Origin of the sequence: Microcoleus anatoxicus (assembly GCF_042465725.1) — a bacterium.
Classification (GTDB): domain Bacteria; phylum Cyanobacteriota; class Cyanobacteriia; order Cyanobacteriales; family Microcoleaceae; genus Microcoleus; species Microcoleus anatoxicus.
Genome location: NZ_CP120853.1, coordinates 5556024 through 5571250, shown reverse-complemented (window position 1 = coordinate 5571250; position 15227 = coordinate 5556024). Strand labels below are relative to the sequence as shown.

14 protein-coding genes, 1 tRNA gene and 1 pseudogene are annotated in these 15227 nt (G+C 44.4%); 7 read left to right on the top strand and 9 right to left on the bottom strand.

The genetic code is table 11. The annotated features are described in order from the left end of the window. Positions 1 to 2: 2 nt before the first annotated feature. The 5 genes from P2A85_RS24230 to P2A85_RS24210 all read right to left on the bottom strand — a co-directional run bounded on the left by P2A85_RS24230 (position 3) and on the right by P2A85_RS24210 (position 7054). Entirely contained in the window at positions 3 to 368 is a 366-nt protein-coding gene (locus P2A85_RS24230; protein WP_096828390.1) for a hypothetical protein, read from the bottom strand. 23 nt (positions 369 to 391) lie between these two features. After that, positions 392 to 613 carry a DNA-binding protein gene (locus P2A85_RS24225; protein ID WP_096828389.1) on the bottom strand — a complete coding sequence of 74 codons (222 nt, stop codon included), beginning with the start codon at positions 611 to 613 and terminating at the stop codon, positions 392 to 394. Positions 614 to 687: 74 nt separating this feature from the next. Beyond that, a complete protein-coding gene (locus tag P2A85_RS24220; protein WP_377475910.1) occupies positions 688 to 5799 on the bottom strand; it encodes an AAA domain-containing protein in 5112 nt (1703 codons plus the stop codon). A gap of 36 nt (positions 5800 to 5835) precedes the next feature. Then, positions 5836 to 5928 (bottom strand): helix-turn-helix domain-containing protein, encoded by a 93-nt coding sequence (locus P2A85_RS24215; RefSeq protein WP_377475908.1) that lies wholly within the window; start codon positions 5926 to 5928, stop codon positions 5836 to 5838. 181 nt (positions 5929 to 6109) lie between these two features. Next, on the bottom strand, positions 6110 to 7054 hold the full coding sequence (locus P2A85_RS24210) for a DNA polymerase beta superfamily protein (RefSeq protein ID WP_377475906.1): 945 nt from the start codon (positions 7052 to 7054) through the stop codon (positions 6110 to 6112). 188 nt (positions 7055 to 7242) lie between these two features. On the opposite strand from P2A85_RS24210, the gene P2A85_RS24205 reads away from it, so the two are divergent. From P2A85_RS24205 to P2A85_RS24195, 3 genes are all read left to right on the top strand, one after another. Further along, complete coding sequence (locus P2A85_RS24205; RefSeq protein ID WP_377475904.1) at positions 7243 to 7851, top strand: Uma2 family endonuclease; 609 nt, start codon at positions 7243 to 7245, stop codon at positions 7849 to 7851. A 218-nt stretch (positions 7852 to 8069) separates the two neighbouring features. Next, entirely contained in the window at positions 8070 to 8264 is a 195-nt protein-coding gene (locus tag P2A85_RS24200) for a type II toxin-antitoxin system HicA family toxin (RefSeq protein ID WP_333422793.1), read from the top strand. Continuing rightward, on the top strand, positions 8264 to 8470 hold the full coding sequence (locus tag P2A85_RS24195; RefSeq protein WP_236506884.1) for a type II toxin-antitoxin system HicB family antitoxin: 207 nt from the start codon (positions 8264 to 8266) through the stop codon (positions 8468 to 8470). Before P2A85_RS24200 ends, P2A85_RS24195 begins: the two co-directional genes overlap by 1 nt. Before the next feature lie 115 nt (positions 8471 to 8585). Here P2A85_RS24195 and P2A85_RS24190 read toward each other — a convergent pair. The 3 genes from P2A85_RS24190 to P2A85_RS24180 all read right to left on the bottom strand — a co-directional run bounded on the left by P2A85_RS24190 (position 8586) and on the right by P2A85_RS24180 (position 11285). Beyond that, a tRNA-Val gene (locus tag P2A85_RS24190) sits at positions 8586 to 8657 on the bottom strand. A 115-nt stretch (positions 8658 to 8772) separates the two neighbouring features. Further along, positions 8773 to 8985 (bottom strand): DUF2839 domain-containing protein, encoded by a 213-nt coding sequence (locus P2A85_RS24185; RefSeq protein WP_377475903.1) that lies wholly within the window; start codon positions 8983 to 8985, stop codon positions 8773 to 8775. A 386-nt stretch (positions 8986 to 9371) separates the two neighbouring features. After that, positions 9372 to 11285 carry a heavy metal translocating P-type ATPase gene (locus P2A85_RS24180; protein ID WP_377475901.1) on the bottom strand — a complete coding sequence of 638 codons (1914 nt, stop codon included), beginning with the start codon at positions 11283 to 11285 and terminating at the stop codon, positions 9372 to 9374. A 1080-nt stretch (positions 11286 to 12365) separates the two neighbouring features. On the opposite strand from P2A85_RS24180, the gene P2A85_RS24175 reads away from it, so the two are divergent. The 4 genes from P2A85_RS24175 (at position 12366) to P2A85_RS24160 (ending at position 15067) form a co-directional block, all read left to right on the top strand. Continuing rightward, positions 12366 to 13466, top strand: a complete 1101-nt coding sequence (locus P2A85_RS24175) for a precorrin-8X methylmutase (protein ID WP_377475900.1) — start codon at positions 12366 to 12368, stop codon at positions 13464 to 13466. 237 nt (positions 13467 to 13703) lie between these two features. Continuing rightward, on the top strand, positions 13704 to 14012 hold the full coding sequence (locus P2A85_RS24170) for a hypothetical protein (protein ID WP_340551113.1): 309 nt from the start codon (positions 13704 to 13706) through the stop codon (positions 14010 to 14012). A 189-nt stretch (positions 14013 to 14201) separates the two neighbouring features. Next, positions 14202 to 14981 (top strand): DUF4058 family protein, encoded by a 780-nt coding sequence (locus P2A85_RS24165; protein ID WP_341739761.1) that lies wholly within the window; start codon positions 14202 to 14204, stop codon positions 14979 to 14981. Then, positions 14978 to 15067 (top strand): DUF4058 family protein, encoded by a 90-nt coding sequence (locus P2A85_RS24160; RefSeq protein WP_377475899.1) that lies wholly within the window; start codon positions 14978 to 14980, stop codon positions 15065 to 15067. The genes P2A85_RS24165 and P2A85_RS24160 overlap by 4 nt, the downstream gene beginning before the upstream one ends. A 29-nt stretch (positions 15068 to 15096) precedes the next feature. Here the strand turns inward: P2A85_RS24160 and P2A85_RS24155 are convergent. Next, positions 15097 to 15198: pseudogene (locus tag P2A85_RS24155) on the bottom strand (IS1 family transposase); the annotation flags it as partial. Positions 15199 to 15227 lie beyond the last annotated feature (29 nt).

The window sequence follows — 15227 nt, the reverse complement described above, 5'->3', positions numbered from 1 at the left end:
AATTATTTTCCCGATCTCCCCACTAAGTAGCTAAGAAGGCTGGTTACGCTAGAAGTTAGAGCCGCTATGGCAAATCTGATTTTCCCCTCAGATGCAGTTTCGGATACAAGAATCGTCAAAGCGTAAACGTCTATCAGCAAAACTAAGAGGAGTGCCGCTAAAAATACACCTATGTCCTTCACCCAGAAAGAGATCCATTTTTGTTCGCGTTCAAATTGTTTATCTTTGTCGCGATTTTTTAGATCGAATTCAACCTCTTCAGTAGATGTAAAATTCAGAGCTCCTGTTGTAACTAGCTTTTCTGTTAATGCTGATAAATTAACAGAATTTGCTTGTAAAATTTCCTTGGGGTTATCGGATTGACTCATAAAGATTTAGTGAATTGCAGATTTTAAGGAATAAGTATTTCAGTTGCTAAAGGTTGATTTTCCTCAGCAATTCCGAATTTCCTACCCTGTTCTTTTGCTGTCACTACAATTTGCATCAAAGCGATCGCCTGACGGAGTACATCTGTTTTACTCCCTCCTATCTTCTTAGCCATTTGTTCTAAAGTATCGTTGAGTTCTGGCGATAAATCTAAGTTGAAATGAATCATTTCTTTCTGGTCATTCATGGTTTGATTCTCCTTCACTCTTCCTTGAGTTTATGCAATATTTCCTGGGTTGTTTTAATGGACTCCTACCCATTTTAACCCAAAACGCTAGAAACATCAATCAGTCCTCCATTGCGGCGTACAATATTTGCTACTTCGGAATACATACTTCCGACTTTGCCTTTGTGCTTGGTAAATAGTGAATGGCATCCTACAATTATTAGCAATTCCTGAGCGCGGGAAAAGGCAACGTTTACCCGTTCTGGCTTTTTGGCAAAGCCAATATCTCCATCAGGATTGTTCCTCACCATGCTGACAATAATAATCGGGCGTTCCATGCCCTGAAATCGGTCAACAGTACCCGTTCTAATGGCAAGGGAGGGGAATTTGCGATCGCTAAGCATTTCCTCAATTCGCCTCAATTGAGCACCATAAAAGGTAATGATACCAATTTCTTTTTTGGGTTGTCCTTCCGCAACTTTCAGGCTCCAAACCTCCTCCATTTGTTCGCAGAGAATGTCGATCGCATCGACTTCCTTAAGATTATACCTTGACGTTCCCTCTAATTGCTCTTGAAATCTTTGTTCTTGTGGCATTTTTACCCAGATTAGGTGATGTTCTGCTCGGATGATGTCGCCTGCTACATTGTGCGATCGCACTTTCTCAGGCTCCATAATCCCACAACGCAGGCTATGGTCGTAAAATTGATTAATCGCTCCCATAATGTAGGGGTGCATCCGATACTGAACAGTCAGCCGCCGCTTGATGCTTTCTGATGCAGCTTCAAATTGTTTCTTAAATAGAGATTCTTCCAGAAAGCTGATATCATCCGGTTCGATTCCCATTTCTGTCGCGATTTCTTCTAAACTCTTTTCATGCAGCATCGGCGGTAACTGGCGGTAGTCGCCAATCAAAACTAATTTTTTGCCTTTGAGTGCAGGAATCAGGATTTCTGGAGGCGTACATTTGCTTACTTCGTCAATGATGACTACATCAAAATTGGTAAATTCTTTGAAACCGTAGCCCGCTACTTGGCTGCAAGTAATACCGATGACGTTGGCATTGTCGATGTAAACTTGCCTCAATTCGCTCTGATCTTGTTCGGAGGGGTTACGGAGTTTTGCTATCCAATCTTGAGTTAGGTTCTCATAGCCTTTAAGGTGGGATTCTTCTTGAGTGAGTTGTTGGTGCCAAGCATCGAATTGTGTTTTGATTTCGTGCAAAAAGTTGAGATCGAATAAGCCGCTGTCGGGGATTGGTGGCTTTAGGCGATCGGGGATAGTTTGCCATGCTGACTCCCACCATTTTCGTTCGGAAATTAAAGTGGGTGGTAGTTGCAGTTGTTGGAGTTGTTGCAGTTGAACTTCCATTTGGTGAAGCAGATTTTGACATTCTCGAAGTTGATTTAAGGCTTGACTAATCGCCTTTTGTAAGCTTGATTGAATGGTTGTGAGAGCATTTTTTATTACTCGCAGTTCCGATGATGGATCGAGTGATGAGATTAATTTTTCAAACTGACCTATCTGATTTTCCCACAACTTGCCTATGTTCAAGTCATACCATCGCGCTACATAGCGTAAGTTATCGGGAATTGCTGGTAAGTTTAGGAACTCTTTCAATAGCTGTTTGCATCTTTCTAACTTAGCTTCAGCTTCACGCTGAAGAGCCTCTAATTCCTTTTTAGAATTTGCTATTGCCCGCTGTTGCTTGGTAGTCACTTGCTGATGTTCTTTAAGCTGTTGTTTAAGATTCTGGAGTTGTCTTTCAGCTTCCGGTTGCTGCTGCTCCAGCCATTGAGATACACTGGCAGCAATATCATTAATCGCTTCGGCTGCAATGGAATTTAAGTCCGCATCAAAGTTGGGGATTTGCACTTCACTTTGTTTGGCAATTAAATTAGCAATTTTCGAGCGACACCTATCCAGGTTAGAACGCCAAGGCTGAGGTTTTACAGGGACACTTGCCAGCAACTCAGGTGGCAATTTAATCAGGTTATCTGTAAATTTACGCTTCTCTTGTACACATTTTTTTAACTCCTCATATACGCTCTCATAAGCTATGGATTCCCAGTTTTTTATGGCTTTCAAAACAGAGGTTTTCTGGTTTTGCTCTAATTCCTGTTGTTGGTTCAGCCAGTTTCGTGCAGTAGCAGTAATACCGCTGATAACTTCTTTGGCTACCCCGTTCAGTTGCGGCTCAACAGGAGCAAGTTTATTGGCTTCACTTTTTCTAGTAATTAAAATAGCAATTTTTAACTTACACCTGTCGATATGAGATCCCCAAGGGGCGGGATTAGCTTTTACAAATGACACCACGTCCAGCGGTAGTTGAATCTGATCATCTGTAAAGGCTCGATTAGTTTCTACACATTGCTTCATCGCTACATAAATCCTCTCATAAGCGGTGGACTGCCACTGGTCTATTGCAGTTCTGACTGCAACAATTCTTGATTTTCGGTTTTCCCAACTTTTGATGGTTTCCTGTAGATTTTTCTGGCTGGTAAGACTTTGCTGATATTTTGTTTCCAAAAGTTGAACGGCGGCTGGCTTCTCACGGAACACTTGTGCAGCTTTATCAGCTTCTCTAAGGGATGACATCGCATCTCGGAAATGAGACAATGACATCTGAATTTGTGGAAGACCTTGAGCCTTTAACCAAGCCGCTAAACTAAAAGGATTTAGCCGTAAATCTTGAGGGATTTGAAGTTTAATTTCCGCAGCTAGAATAGCTGCTTTTTCAACATTTTCCTTGAAGCTTCCTTCAGAAATATATCCAAATCTATGGTTGCAGACTTTGATAGCTGCTGTCAATAAATTAATTACTGCTACATCTTCCCAATTAATTGAAGATTGAGACATTAGCAATTCCAAACCAGGAAGGAGATATTCAACAACTTCGCGCTGTTTAGCTTCCGCTTCTTCAGAGACACTTTCCTGCGCTCTACAAGTTTCCTCTAACTCTGCCTTGCGCGATCGCAACTCCTCTTGACTTTCTTGTAACTTTTCCTCTTCTCGTAAATACCCAAAAAATCGCTCCGATCCTACTAACAATTCCCTAAAAAACTCTATATTTTCCCGCTGTTTTACTAACCGCTTCTCGCAGTCATCAGCCGTATTTCTCAGCCAATTGCCAATTACTTTATCTTCCACAAATGGCAAACCTTCCTCTTCAACGCGCTCCGCACGGCCCTTTCGCAAAGCGCGGATAACGGGACTGTGAATTAACCGACTCAACGCATTATCAACAGCCAAATTTGCTTGAGAAGCAATTAAAGTCCTCCCACCCCGCAGCGCAATTTGATAGGAAATTTCAGCGATGACGGTTGTTTTTCCCGTTCCAGGCGGCCCTTGAATTAGCACTAAATCGGGTGCAGATAAGACAGCTTCTACTGCTGCAACTTGGTCATCATTTGCCCCTGATAGCAACAAATCCTCTGGTTTTAGTTTAACAGTTGTTTGTGGGTTTCTTGCCTGAGAAGCATCAAAGAAAAACTCGCCTACATAGGGATTTTGAGCAATTCCCATTTGCAGATCGTCTAAAGCTTTTTTCTGCCGCTTAATTTGAGTTAAATCTCCCGCCGCCTCGAAAGACAAAAAGCCTATTTTCGGCAACTGATAGTGTCCTTCTCCTATTTTTTCTACTAACTCAGAATCCAGTCTCACCCGGATAAATCCCTTTGCTCTGTCAATCTCTTCAATAGATCCTAATAAAATTGCCTGCCACTTTGCAGGCTGCGGGACAGATTCTCGCTCAGATGTGTTATCATCTTTCTCGCGGATTTCTTCAACTCGGACTACAAGTTTTATATCTTCATTTCTCGCCTTAGCTGCTCTTGTCCAGAAGTCATCTTGTTTGAGAGCGGTTCCTGATGATTTGTCGAGTTGCGCTAAAGATGCAGTTACCTCAAAAGTGATTTTGCGGGTAGCAGAGCCGTAGTTATGACCATAAAAAGGCACGAAAAATTCTCGCGTCTTAGCAATCCGCTCTTCAATCTTTAAAAAGGCTCTCCAACCTTTTAACTGTTCTTCTGTTGGCACGCAATCCCCACAAAAGGGAACTGTTTTCATGCGCTCTAAAGCTGAAATTGGCACGGGTATTCGAGACTGGTGATTGAGGTGCAGACGCAGGGAGAAAAGAGCGGAAAAACCATCACTACGTCCCCGTTCTTGGGGAACAAAACGGGCATAAAGTAAGCGCAAGCCATCGGATCTGCCTTCTGTGACAAGAGCCACCAAACTTAATGTTTTTTGCCGTTTTTCAAGGATTTCCGGTAATTTTGCTCCTTCGATATCTGTCGCGATCGCCAGTTCCCATTTTTCTTCGCCCGGTGCTTCTCCCGGCCCTTTGCGGCGGACATAGAAAAGCCTGGGTTCGTCTCCCAAAATATCAGATAGCAAGTCTTCGGCGCGATCGCGGCGATCGCTAAATTCAGGATACTTTAACAGAGCATCTTTACCTTCTAGCTCGCGGATTAAGTTATCCGTCGCCCCATCTCCTAAAAACCGATAGCCCCAAGTTTCTTCATTATTATTGAGAGGTTCTGTTGCAGTTAGCGATGGCAAAAGAAATTGAGGGTTGCTGATTTGAAGTGCTGTAACAATTGCCGAAACTTCTATTAAAAATTGCTGGTTAGATGCTTCCAAAACAATCGAGCCAGATAGATTAGTTCCGGCGGGAATATCTTGGGAATTGAGGATAATATCGAGTTTTTGCAACCCGCAAGAAAGGTAAGGCTGCTGTACTTTTAACCAAGGGTGAGAGCAGGAAACATTGCAGTCGCCACCGAGTTGTAGTTGCTCGGTTAGCTGCAAGTATCGGTTGGTTTGGATTGCGCCGAAGCCGACGGCGGCGGGGATATCCCAGCTTGCTCCCAGCCATTTGACGTTGGGAGCGCTTCCCAAACATCTTACTCTGTCTAAAACTGGCGCGGTATGCGGTGCGGCTTCGATCGCAATTTCTCCCGTATTCCCGCCGACATTCCGCTCAATGCTCAAGTTTTCCAGTTTCACGCCGGAGACTGCGATTTTCAAAACAGGTTCGTCAGCGGCAAAAATGATGGTGTTTTCTCCTTCCCCCCGCAGCACGATCGCTCGTTCAATGGTAAATGGCCCCTTATATTCCCCTGCTGTCAAAGCGATCGCGTCTCCATCTCTAACCATTTGCAGCAATGCGTCAAAGTTGTTGGGATCGGCGGAGAAAGTAGGCATAGATGTTTATGGGGGCGATCGGAAACAGTATTGATATCATTTTAACCATCGCGCACAGCCAAAAGACTTTGCAAGCAAGGTTTCTTGCTCACTTGTGGGATAGATTCTGTACTTATACGCTTGATACATTTATCAAGAATATCTAATGCTGATAAGATTATTCTAACACATAGAATGATATTGATTCGCTGTCGCTCAATTTATTTTCTGGCTCACTTTCATCCCGTCACTCATCCTTGTAAACGGATAGAGTGCGGGACTTCCCGTTCGCGTTAGTTAAATCCGCAGTTGCTCAAGTTTCAATGTCACCTTAATCCTCGATCGCACTTCGGCGCGCTTTAATCAAAAACTGATTAGCCTTTTCATAATCAGGGCGTTCTGGTAAGCGAGTTGATCCAAAAGCGCGATCGAACTCTCCATGCAAATCCAGCCGCCACCGATTCACCTCATCCCAGGGTACTTCCTGATTGCGAATCGATAAAAGTTGCGATCGAAAATCATCCACTCGCACCGGCACAAAACCCTCCTTCAACACCGTAATTCCTGATAATAGCAACCGAATCAAGTGCATCGCGTGCTTCGAGCGAACTTCTCCTGTATTCCGCAAGTCTTGCTCCATTTTTTTAAATTGAGACAAAACATAGCCATTGTAAGTTTGATAAACCAGTTTAGACAGAAAGATTTCCCGAATGTCCAGCAATTCTTGTGCGATAGGAGAAACCGTTTCCACCAAAGGCGTATACAAACATTCCAGCACATTTGGGTTAGCTTTTAGTGCCACAATCAAAAACTTTTGTAGTTCCCAGTAACATTCGTCATTTTGCTTGTTTTCCAACTGTTCTGGAATCCCATAAAGCGACCAATGAAGCATTGCTGGTGGTAGATAAATCCCGCGTCTGTCTGTATCAGATTGTTCGTTATCAAGACCATAAGCTCTGGAACCAACAATGCAGCGGTAAATAACAGAATCATAGAGGTTATATTCTGCTAAAAAATCTCCTCCTGACTGCAATCCTTCGCTCTGAAACTGCTTGCGGATGCTGAATTCATGTCGTCGCAAACTAATTTCTGTGCCATCTGGGAGTTTGACCAAATATGCGTGGAAATTGTCCGTAGGCGATTTAACGATGACACCTACAGCTCCTTGTTTCCAAGATTGATTACTGGCGGGGTTTTTGACCTCAATTTTGGTGACAATCTGGGTTCCTGCGGGGAGGATTAAGTTGAAATTTTGGGGAATATTGGCATTTGCCATGAGGGAACCTCCGGCGGGGGCACGAGTTACAATGTTATTGTAGCATATGTGTAGTATAAAAATGGGAGTTTTGGGCGATCGCGTTCCGCCCCGCAAGCTAAGGCAATTTTGGCCTTGTTGAACAGTGTCTAATTATTAAGGAGGAAGATTAATGCGTTATACTATGGTAATCGAAGGAGATATTTCAAATGATTTCTCAACTACAACCTCAATTCATGAGTCCCCAAGAATATCTGGAATGGGAAGAACAACAACCCATTAAATATGAATATATGAATGGGGAAATCTTTGCTATGACGGGGGGAATTCTGGCCCATAACTCCATTGCGATAAACCTGACATCTGCACTCAAAAATCACTTGCGGGGTAAAGGTTGTAAAGTTTTTATGGCAGATGCCAAAGTAGGGGTTTCGCAAAATGGTCCTTTTCACTATCCAGATGTCATGGTCAGTTGCGATCCACTCGACCAAAAAGCCCGTAAAGTTATTTATCATCCCTGTTTAATTGTTGAAGTGCTATCTCCAGGAACAGAAGCATTCGATCGCGGCCAGAAATTTAGAAATTACCGTCAAATTGAAAGTTTAAAAGAATATGTTTTGATTGAAGCCGATCGCCTGAACGTGGAATGTTACCGCATCAATGAGAAAGGCAAATGGGAACTCACTGCTTATTGTCTTGACGCGACAACTATCGACGGTACAGAAGTAGAAGTTGATTTTACGAGCGTTGATTTCTGCTGTCCGATTTCTCTGCTGTATGAAGATGTTGTTTTTCCCGAAGATAATCCTGTTTTCTAGTTGTAGGGTGCGTCAGGGCAGAATGTGACGACAACAAACTAAGAATTTCCCCCTGACGCACCCTACTGTTAGCTTACTGTGTTGAACATTGTCTTCAGATTGAGCAGAATCAGGTTTTTTATCAGTCGCCCTAGGTTACAATCGAGAGGTTGCTGAAGTTAAAGCATATTATGGGGATATAAATGCGGGAGTTGATGAATTTTATAGATAAATGAACAATGAAAGTTAGAGAAGTTATTAAAATGTTAGAAGATGATGGTTGGTATTTAGCTAGAACAAAGGGCAGTCATCGTCAATTCAAACACCCAGAAAAGGCTGGAACTGTTACGGTGTCAGGTAATTTAGGCATTGATATGCCAATTGGTACCCTTAAAAGTGTTTTGCGACAATCTCAACTAGAGGAGGAAGATTAATGCGTTATGCTGTGGTAATTGAAAAAGGTGAAACTAGCTACGGTGCGTATGTTCCCGATTTACCGGGATGTGTAGCTGTGGCTGAAAGTCTAGAAGAGGTGAGGAATTTAATTAAAGAGGCGATCGCATTTCATATTGAAGGACTACAAGAGGATGCTTTTCCGATTCCCGAACCTGTCTCTATTTGCGAATATGTTGAAGCTTAAGGCTTAAGTTGTAGGGTGCGTCAGGGCAGAATGTGACGACAACAAACTAAGAATTTCCCCCTGACGCACCCTACTGTTAGCTGTGAAAAATGTGGGTTAGTTTGAGTGAAAAAAATGGGCGATGCAGGATTTGAACCTGCGACATCTACCGTGTGAAGGTAGCGCGCTACCACTGTGCCAATCGCCCGTAGATGACTAATCTATCATACTATGTCCAGATTTGCAAGCACAATTTCCCAAAAAATTTAGTGGCACTCGACAAAATGCCCGATCGCACGCACAGGCATTAGTCGAGCCTAGCATCAATCAACCAACCACCAGCCCGCGGCGGGGCCGACAAATCGCACTACAACCCACCAAGCAACCAGCAAACTAATCCCGATCCAGCTTCCGCGACTTGTCCACTTCAAAAAATCTGCGCTTTGGGTTTTCGTGATCGGGAGCCAGGGATAGATACGTTCTTCTTCACCATACTTGTCGCCGATCGCCTCTTTGCGACGTTTAGATTCGCCCATAATCTTTGTCTACTAAATTAGATTTCCAATTGGATACTCAACCAAATTATACGCCAACAGTTGAAATACTCACCGTCTATCAGGCGCGGTGATTCTTGACGCTTCACAGGGTTCTGCTTTCACAAAATATCCGAGAGAGCCCATTTGTTGCCGCGCTTCGTTTTCTTGGGCTTGGAGGTGTTCCGGTAGCGGTACGGGATCGGCGGGGGCTCCTGGATGGTACTAAATCGATGAAACCGATGATTTGTTCGTTAATTGTATTTTTTCTTAATATTTTGATTTTTTTTACCGCAGAGAGCGCAGAGAGCGCAGAGGAGGAGGAAAGGGGGCTAATTATTCCTAGTTATGGTGGATTTTATGTCGCTCTTCCTCTGCGTCGCATTTCTCTAATTTCTCAGCAATCGCAAGCCGCTTAATGTTACTATTACTGTAGAGCCTTCGTGACCGATGACACCTAAAGGCATGGTAATATTTCCGATAAAATTAGCCGCCAGTAATAGCATAATACAACTGAGTGCAAAAACAATGTTTTGTTTGACAACATTTTGAGCGCGACGCCCTAAAATAATTGCTTTTGCTAGCTGTTCTAATCTATCGGCCATTAATACGATATCCGCAGTTTCCAAAGCTACATCGCTGCCCGAAATTCCCATGGCAATTCCCACAGAGGCTTGAGCGAGGGCGGGGGCATCGTTGATGCCGTCTCCTACCATGGCGACGGTTTGATACTGTTTTTGCAGTCGTTGAATTACGGCTACTTTGTCTTCTGGTAACAGTTCGGCATAGACTTCTTTGATGCCTAATTCGTGGGCGATGTATTGAGCTGTTTGCTGATTGTCACCTGTCAGCATAATTATATGTTCTACGCCTAACTTGGTCAAGCGTTTGATGGTATTGGCTGCTTCGGGGCGGAGGGTGTCTGCTACAGCAATTATGCCCAACAGTTCATCGCCCTGACTCACCCAAACCACTGTTTTTCCTGCTGCTTGCAACTGTTGACTGACTTGAGTTAACTCTCCTGTTGCTTTTACAAAATTAGCTTTACCAATGGAGATGATTTGGTTGTTGATTTTGCCGACAATTCCTTGGCCGACTTTGGCTTGAACTTCGGTGGCGATGGGAAGTGCTAATTTTTGCTTTTGGGCGGCTTCGACAATGGCAATTGCGATCGCGTGTTCTGAGTAAGTTTCCAAAGCAGCAGCTAATTGCAGAACTTCTGTTTCAGTATATCCGGTGGCGGGGACAATTTGGATAACTTCCGGTTTTCCGGTAGTCAGAGTTCCTGTTTTATCAAAGGCGATCGCCCTAACTTTACCAATTATCTCTAAATCTGCACCACTTTTAAACAAAATCCCTTGTTTCGCGCCATTAGCAATGCCCGAAAGCAGCGCCGGCATAATCGAAGCCATCAACGCGCAGGGAGAAGCGACTACTAGGAAAATCAACGCCCGATAGATAGTATCCTCCCAATTCCAGCCTAAAACAAACGGTGGCAAAGTTGCCAACAGCAATCCAAAAACTACAATAAATCGAGCATAACCACGCTCGAATTTTTCCACAAACATTTGAGAAGGAGGCGCTGCGGTTTGTGCTTGCTGTACCAGCCGAATGACGCGCTGAATTAAACTGCTTTCTGGGGTTTTGTGGACTTCTATTTGTAGCGCGCCGAAACCGTTAATTGTTCCGGCATAAACTTCATCGCCTGCTGTTTTTTCCACGGGCATAGATTCGCCGGTGATTGAGGCTTGATTTAGGCTGCTAGCACCTTCTACAATTATCGCATCGGTGGGAATTATTTCTCCTGGCTTGACTAAAATGCGATCGCCAATTTGCAATTTATCGATCGCAATTTCCCGTTCATCGCCATCAAGCACCACCCTAGCAGTATCCGCAGTCAAACTCATCAAACTGCGGATGCTGCGTTCAGTCCGCTGCATAGCATAACCTTCTAGGGCACCGCTAATCGCAAAGATTAAAATCAAAACAGCGCCGTCAATAATTAAATGATATTCATGCCGCCACAGCCCCAAACTGGCCGCCCCCAAAGCAGCCACAATCATTAGCAAATCGACATCTAATTCATGTTCTTGAAAAAGCGTCGTTAATCCTTCGCGGGCGCTGGAATAACCGCCGATGACATAAGCAGCCGGGAGGATGAATAAAGCCAAACCCAACCAGCCTAGTTGCAGCGCTAGGGAACCCAAAATGACCAGAATTCCACACAGGGTGGCGGTTAAAGCGTCGGGATGTTCTTCTGCTAACTGAGAGATGCGAGAAATTGAGATGGAATTAGAAGTCATTGGAAAAATTTGATTTGGTAGAATGACTTCTGTAGCCTAAACCTTGACATTAATGTCAATGTCAAGAGTAAAACCAAAATAAATTCGTCATCAACTCGCCCCTGGTTACATCCGAGATTCCGACAGGGATTGAAATCCCTGTCTCATAGCGCAAGTCCTCTCAAAGAGGACTGAAGAGAGTTGAAAATTGGATTTAATGTTTCAGTCGGTTTTAACCGACTTTTGCTATGAGACGGGGATTTCAATCCCCGGCGGACTGCGGTGAGTGCGAGGGCCCTCGCCTTCAACTTGCCATTCGTTACATCCGACAGCCCGACAGGGATTGAAATCCCTGTCTCATAGCGCAAGTCCTCTCAAAGAGGACTGAAGAGAGTTCAAAATTGGATGTAATGTTTCAGTCGGTTTTAACCGACTTTTGCTATGAGACGGGGATTTCAATCCCCGGCGGACTGCGGTGAGTGCGAGGGCCCTCGCCTTCAACTTGCCATTCGTTACATCCGACAGCCCGACAGGGATTGAAATCCCTGTCTCATAGCGCAAGTCCTCTCAAAGAGGACTGAAGAGAGTTGAGAGTTGCATTTAATGTTTCAGTCGGTTTTAACCGACTTTTGCTATGAGACGGGGATTTCAATCCCCGGCGGACTGCGGGTGAGTGCGAGGGCCCTCGCCTTCAACTTGCCATTCGTTACATCCGACAGCCCGACAGGGATTGAAATCCCTGTCTCATAGCGCAAGTCCTCTCAAAGAGGACTGAAAAGAGTTGAGAGTTGCATTTAATGTTTCAGTCGGTTTTAACCGACTTTTGCTATGAGACGGGGATTTCAATCCCCGGCGGACTGCGGGTGAATGCGAGGGCCCTCGCCTTCAACTTGCCATTCGTTACATCCGACAGCCCGACAGGGATTGAAATCCCTGTCTCATAGCGCAAGTCCTCTGAAAGAGGACTGAAGAGAGTTCAAAATTGGATGTAATGTTTCAGTCGGTTTTAACCGACTTTTGCTATGAGACGGGGATTTCAATCCCCGGCGGACTGCGGGTGAATGCGAGGGCCCAATATACAATCCAAGCATCCCAAATCAAATGCAAAAATACCTAACAATCAAACAACTTACAGAAGCAGTTCAAGGTGCTGTCACCCCCCGGATGGTAAGACATTATCACTCCTTGGGGCTGCTTTCGACCGCAGTGCGATCGACCTCTAATTACCGACTCTACACCCGCAGCGATGTGCAGAAACTGCAAAAAATAGTCGCACTCAAACAGCAAGGTTTTCAGCTTTCCCACATCCGCAAGTTGTTAGAAACTGATGGGGATGCTTCTCCTGACGCGCTGATGGGGACTCTACAGCAACAGTATCTTTCTGTTACTGAGCAGATAGTTCGCCTCCGACAAACGGCTTTAGCGCTGGAGGGTTTGCTGGGGCGGGATCTCTCCTGTCAAGCGGTTCAAGGGGAAGCATTGGCGCAAATGAGGCTGTTGCAGGTGGAAACTGAGGGGGGACTGGGTGAGTTGGAACAACTTTGGGAGAGTTGGGATGCTGTGGCGCATTCTCACCCGGAGAATTTTGAGGAATCTTTGCAGCATTTGTTGCCGGATTTGAGCGATCGCTCAGAAATTGAGGTAGACTTGCTTTCAAAACTGGTATTAGCTAGTGGTGATTGTTCCCTATTGCCGTTTGTGAAGTTGAGCGAAACTGCGATTCAATCGGCGCGGGAAGCTTTGAAAAATCGTTGTCAAATTGTGGCTGATGTGTCGCCAGTTTTTGCTGCTTTGGATGCTACTAGGTTAGCACATTTGGGAACAAGTATTGTCAATTTAATTGACGCTCCACACATTAATGCTCCTGGGGAAGCGGAACAGGAATTTTGGCAAAAAAAAGGATGGTTTGAACAGTTGTTGCAAGTGGAAAAAGGATGTATATTGGTGATAGGATATGCGCCTTCTGTGTTAATGGCTGTTTGTGAGGCGATCGAGCTAGGGGAACTGCAACCGGCTTTGGTGATTGGTATGCCGATCGGTTTTAGTCATGCTCCAGTGGCGAAACGGCGTTTAGTGCGATCGGGTGTTCCTTATATTACGACTGTGGGGACTTTTGGCGGTGGATTGTTGGCGGCGGTGGCTTTGAATGCTTTGGTTGAGTCTTTGATTGAAAAGCCGAATTGTCATTGTCATCTCAAGTGAAAATTTGTTTTGAGAGTTATCAGACGATGGGGATCAGAAACCGGGTTTTTTACCGAATCTGCGGTTGATAATCAAGTATTTTTGTAAAAAAACTCGGTTTCTAAACACTGCGTAAATCCTAAATTATTTATTTCGCAGTTTCAATCCCTGATAGCGCCTAGCTAGTCTTTCTTAGACCGCCTTCAAGAGCCACCTTGAGGGCGGTCGCAAACTTTTTCATAAGATATGTAACGTCGTATGTCTGATGCAGTTGTCTGTCCCGATTACATCCGTATCTTAGAACGCAAACCGGGCGGGTGGGCGTTAAAAAAAGGCGAAATATTTTATAACCCCCTGCCTTTCGCAGTAGATTTTCAAGACTTTGAGTTGCATTATGGCATCTCAAAGCAGCAGGTTGTTACCGAGCTATTTCGGCTCAATGCCGGTAAAGCCGGTTACTATCTAGCCGATTTACGCCACAAGCAGTATTACTACTGCGGCCAATTATTTGAGGATGTGAAAACCATGCTTTTGCAAATGGGTATTGGTCGGACTGGCTTCGATTAAGCTCGATCGTTGCGATCGCAAACACGGCTACTAAAAAGCTGTCACCTGTTGGGTTGGCAGCTTTTTAGTTTATGTATCTAATTTGCCGATGCCGATCGTTCGATCGCTGCCTGCGGCTTGTTTCAATCCCTAATAGGGGTTTAGTTTAATTGCGGCTATAATTACACCAGCACGAATAAAAGTTTTTTTATGACTAATCCCTTTCCGGGTATGAATCCCTATTTAGAGCATCCTTCCCTTTGGGCGGGAATTCACCATCGGCTAATTACCGCTCTTGCCAATGACCTCGGCCCTAAGCTTCGCCCGAAGTACATTGTTGCCATTGAGGAGCGCGTATACGAGGTGAACGAAGATATGACTTTGCTAATAGGTGTACCGGATATCTCAGTACAAAGTACACCATCAGCTCTTCAATCTCCGGCATCCAATCTCGCGGTTGCTGTAAAAACGCAACCTACAGAAGTATTACTACCCTTGCCAGAGACTTTGACGGAAGCATACCTAGAAATTCATGCCGTGGAAACCGAGGAAGTTGTGACCATCATTGAGGTGCTTTCTCCAAAAAACAAACAGGTGGGAATCGGGCGGTTGCAATACGAAACAAAGCGGTTAAAAATTTTGGGTAGCGCAACTCACTTTGTTGAAATCGATTTGTTGCGCCAGGGGAAATCGATGGAAATGGTCGGAGATTTTGAGCAAAGCCACTATCGAATCGTGGTGAGTCATAGCGAAACTCGTCCAAAGGCTCTACTTTACAGCTTAAGCGTGCGAGATAAAATTCCTGAATTCCCAGTACCATTAGAGGCTGATGAACCAGAACCAGCGATCGATCTAAAGTCATTGCTAGACGAGATTTACGATCGGGGGAGCTATGACTTAAGGATTGATTACAGTCGCCCCCCAATTCCCGCTTTGTCAGAATCGGATACTGTTTGGATGAATGAAACACTTACTGCAAGGAAGCCATGACACCAAATTTTCCAGGGATGAATCCTTATCTTGAGAATCCTGCTTTGTGGTCAGAAGTGCATTCTTGGCTGAAATTCTATTGTTGATACTAAAGTTAATATCGTTTCAATCCCTGATTGATGAATTGACGGCAACATTGGACACAAATGTGATTTTGTTTTCCTTTCTTTTTGCCGTTTTTACGGATATGGGTTGATTTACATTCTGGGCATTGCATAAATTATTCCTCCTATTCATACTCTAACT

Excerpts from the sequence above, each read along its gene's own strand:
- P2A85_RS24230 (WP_096828390.1), bottom strand. The coding sequence starts at position 368 with ATGAGTCAATCCGATAACCCCAAGGAAATTTTACAAGCAAATTCTGTT.
- P2A85_RS24225 (WP_096828389.1), bottom strand. The coding sequence starts at position 613 with ATGAATGACCAGAAAGAAATGATTCATTTCAACTTAGATTTATCGCCA.
- P2A85_RS24220 (WP_377475910.1), bottom strand. The coding sequence starts at position 5,799 with ATGCCTACTTTCTCCGCCGATCCCAACAACTTTGACGCATTGCTGCAA.
- P2A85_RS24215 (WP_377475908.1), bottom strand. The coding sequence starts at position 5,928 with ATGTATCAAGCGTATAAGTACAGAATCTATCCCACAAGTGAGCAAGAA.
- P2A85_RS24210 (WP_377475906.1), bottom strand. The coding sequence starts at position 7,054 with ATGGCAAATGCCAATATTCCCCAAAATTTCAACTTAATCCTCCCCGCA.
- P2A85_RS24205 (WP_377475904.1), top strand. The coding sequence starts at position 7,243 with ATGATTTCTCAACTACAACCTCAATTCATGAGTCCCCAAGAATATCTG.
- P2A85_RS24200 (WP_333422793.1), top strand. The coding sequence starts at position 8,070 with ATGAAAGTTAGAGAAGTTATTAAAATGTTAGAAGATGATGGTTGGTAT.
- P2A85_RS24195 (WP_236506884.1), top strand. The coding sequence starts at position 8,264 with ATGCGTTATGCTGTGGTAATTGAAAAAGGTGAAACTAGCTACGGTGCG.
- P2A85_RS24185 (WP_377475903.1), bottom strand. The coding sequence starts at position 8,985 with ATGGGCGAATCTAAACGTCGCAAAGAGGCGATCGGCGACAAGTATGGT.
- P2A85_RS24180 (WP_377475901.1), bottom strand. The coding sequence starts at position 11,285 with ATGACTTCTAATTCCATCTCAATTTCTCGCATCTCTCAGTTAGCAGAA.
- P2A85_RS24175 (WP_377475900.1), top strand. The coding sequence starts at position 12,366 with ATGCAAAAATACCTAACAATCAAACAACTTACAGAAGCAGTTCAAGGT.
- P2A85_RS24170 (WP_340551113.1), top strand. The coding sequence starts at position 13,704 with ATGTCTGATGCAGTTGTCTGTCCCGATTACATCCGTATCTTAGAACGC.
- P2A85_RS24165 (WP_341739761.1), top strand. The coding sequence starts at position 14,202 with ATGACTAATCCCTTTCCGGGTATGAATCCCTATTTAGAGCATCCTTCC.
- P2A85_RS24160 (WP_377475899.1), top strand. The coding sequence starts at position 14,978 with ATGACACCAAATTTTCCAGGGATGAATCCTTATCTTGAGAATCCTGCT.